Origin of the sequence: Eggerthella sp. (genome assembly GCF_048329335.1) — a bacterium.
GTDB classification, from domain to species: Bacteria; Actinomycetota; Coriobacteriia; order Coriobacteriales; family Eggerthellaceae; genus Eggerthella; species Eggerthella lenta.
In genome coordinates this window covers 1-2,328 of the sequence record NZ_DBFEGU010000207.1, presented here as the reverse complement: position 1 = coordinate 2,328, position 2,328 = coordinate 1, and the positions used below count along the sequence as shown (strand labels likewise).

The window sequence follows — 2,328 nt, the reverse complement described above, 5'->3', positions numbered from 1 at the left end:
CCGGCGAGACGCTGCCCATGCCCTGGTCGCTGGACGCCGACGCCTTCCCCGCCGACCGCGTGTCGTCACCCGGCGACAACCCCGACAAGCTGTTCTATGCCTTTCAGAACTGGACGTGGAACAAGCTGTTCCGATCCTCGTTCGTACAGGCAAGCGGCCTACGCTTCCATGAGGTCCAGCGCAGCGCCGACCTGTACTTCGTCTGCTGCGCGCTGGCCCAGGCCGACCGTGTCGCCACGGTAGACGAGGTGCTGTACCACTACCGCGTGAACAATCCGAACAGCAACATCGCCACGAACGAGCGCGCTCCTCTCGACTTCTACCGATCTTTCGTCGCCGTCAAGCAGCACCTTGAGAACGTCGGGCGCTTCGCCGCGGTCGAGCGGGGCTTCAAGAACTGGGCGGCCGAGTCGGTGTTCTTCAACCTCTGCAGCCTGAAAGCCCGCGACGCCTTCGAGGAGCTGCGTCGCGAGATGCAGCAGCGCGGATGCGTCGAACTCGGCCTCGACACGATGAAAAAGGCCGAGTTCTTCGACCCGCGCACCTACGACCAGGTGCGCCACCTGCTGTGCGACGACGCCGACGATTTCCTGTTCTTCCTGCTCAGGGAAACGAATCGGCGCATGGAAGAGCAGAAGAACGATGCACTGCGCGCTTGGCGCGAAGTCGAGGAATTGCGCGCATCGAAGACGTACCGCGTCGGCGAGGCCGTCCTCAAACCCGCGAAAAAGATCCTCGGCCGTTAACGGCGCGCGTCCTCCGGCGAGGGAAGCGCGAAGTACAGGCTGTCCCTATCGAGGTTCGGGTTCGAGAACGGATCCCCCTGCTCGAAGAACTGCGGCCATTTCTCTTGCATAAGAGCGCGCTCGCGCAGCCAGCGCTGCATCTTCGAGGGATCCCCCTCTTCGCGCCCACGAGATACGAACTCGTTGTGGTACAGCTTCGCGTACGGCGTAAACGTCACCGAGTAGCCCGCTGCGCTCACTTTGCAGCAGAAGTCGGCGTCGTTGTACCCCACCGCGAACTCCTCAGAGTAACCACCCACCTCCTCGAACACCGTCCTCTTCACCATCTGGCATGCGCCCGTCACGCTTGAGAAATTGCCGGGGCGCACCGACCGGCCAAGATAGCAGCCTTGCGCATCGGGCACGTTCTGGTTTACGTGCACAACCGTGCCGTCAGGGCCGATGAGCATGCCCGCGTGCTGCACGAGACCGTCGTAATACAGCAGCTTCGCGCCGACGATGCCCACCTCGGGACGTTGCAGGTAGCCCGCCATCTCCTCGATGAAGTCGGGTGCGATCACCTCGGTGTCGTTGTTCAGCAGCAAAAGCAGATCCGCATCGGTGCTAGCGGCACCGAAGTTCATGATCTTGGCATAGTTGAACCCGTGCGGCCATTCGATGACGCGGACGCGATCGCTGCGCGCCTCGAGCTCGCGGTAGTAGGCGAACGTCTCGTCCTCCATGCTGTTATTCTCGATGACGGTGATGCGGTAGTTCCCGTAGGCCGACTTCTCCAGGATGCTGCGAACGCAGCGATCCAGCACGTCAACATGGTCTTTGCTGGGGATGAGGATCTCCACGCTCGGCTGAGGGTCGGGCAGCTGGTAGCGGACCCGGTACACGAACGGCCCGTCGCCGTCCTCCACCGAGACGGGTATCCCGCGGCGGTCGAAATGCCGGCGCAGCGCGATCTTCCCCGCCTGGTGAGCGTAGGGCTTGCTCCCCAGGTTGTCCCCTGCGGTCGACTCGCCATGCACGCGCCAGTGGTACAGCATGTGCGGCACGTGCACAATCTCGCGTCCGGTTTCCGACACACGCAAGGAGAGGTCGTAATCCTGCGCCCCATTCACCTCGTCGTCGGACAGGCCCGTCTCGGCCAAAACGTCCTTGCGCACCATGAGCCAATGCGTGATGCAATTGTGTGAGTACAGCAGATCTCGGTTGAAATCAGTCTTGAACACAGGGTTCCTGAACGCTCCCCCGACCTCGAACGAGTCCTCGTCGCAGTACAGCAGGCCCGCGTCGGGATGCTCGGCGATGGCCTGGACGTACGCCTCCAGCGCGTTCGGCTCCAACACGTCGTCGTAATCGAGGAACGCCACGTACTCGCCCCGCGCATGCTGAATGCCGGCGTTCGTGTTGCCCACGATGCCGAGGTTGTCGCGCAGCGGAACCACCGTGATGCGATCGTCAGCGATGCGCTCGACGATGCCCGGCACCTTTGAGGATTCGCTCTCGGAATCGACGAGGACGAGTTCCCACCGAACGTAGCTTTGCGCAAGGACGGATTCCAGCATCTCCTCGAAGTAGCGCTCGTTCACCC

At 62.6% G+C, this 2,328-nt stretch carries 2 protein-coding genes; one reads left to right on the top strand and one right to left on the bottom strand.

Features of this window, described 5'->3' with window-relative positions; all coding sequences use genetic code 11:
* Positions 1-746 (top strand): glycosyl transferase family 2 (locus ACMO6A_RS06785; protein ID WP_418470983.1); only part of this gene is annotated, 746 nt, incomplete at its 5' end.
* Here ACMO6A_RS06785 and ACMO6A_RS06780 read toward each other — a convergent pair.
* On the bottom strand, positions 743-2,328 hold a 1,586-nt coding region (locus ACMO6A_RS06780; protein ID WP_418470981.1), incomplete at its 5' end, for a glycosyltransferase family 2 protein. The two genes, ACMO6A_RS06785 and ACMO6A_RS06780, sit on opposite strands and share 4 nt — an antisense overlap.